This window comes from Brevundimonas sp. UBA5936 (genome assembly GCA_002430835.1).
Lineage (GTDB): Bacteria > Pseudomonadota > Alphaproteobacteria > Caulobacterales > Caulobacteraceae > Brevundimonas.
This window is the reverse complement of record DJDA01000057.1, coordinates 15883-16291: the sequence shown is the minus strand read 5'-3', so window position 1 is coordinate 16291 and position 409 is coordinate 15883. Positions and strand designations below refer to the sequence as shown.

Annotated in this window: 1 pseudogene; it reads right to left on the bottom strand. The window is 74.1% G+C overall.

The annotated features are described in order from the left end of the window. A pseudogene (locus B2Y21_RS06000) lies at nucleotides 1-409 on the bottom strand (methyl-accepting chemotaxis protein); the annotation flags it as partial.

The following is a 409-nucleotide window of genomic DNA, read 5'->3' as shown; positions in this document are numbered from 1 at the left end:
CCGCCGTCGGCGGTGGGGGGGGCCTGGGGGGCGATGGCGGCGGACTGGGCGACGGTGCGCGCCGGATTGGCGGCGTGGCGTTCGGTGCGGCTGGCCAGATCTTCGGAGGCGACGGCCAGCTGGCTGGACCCGGCGCTCAGGCTCTCGACGCTGTCGGCCACGGCCCGCACGGCGGTGCGCAGGGCGCGGGTCGCGGCGTGGAAGTCGTTCTGAAGCGAGCGATATTCCTCGGGGAAGACGTCCGGGATGGTCACGGACAGGTCGTTGTCGGCCAGGCTGTGCAGGGCGGCGCCCAGGGCGCGCACGACCTCGGCCTGGCGGGCCTCGGCGGCGGCGTGCTCGGCCTGCACGCGGTCGCGCTCTTCCTGTAGGGCGTCCAGGTAGATGGAGATGGCCAGGTCCATGTCCA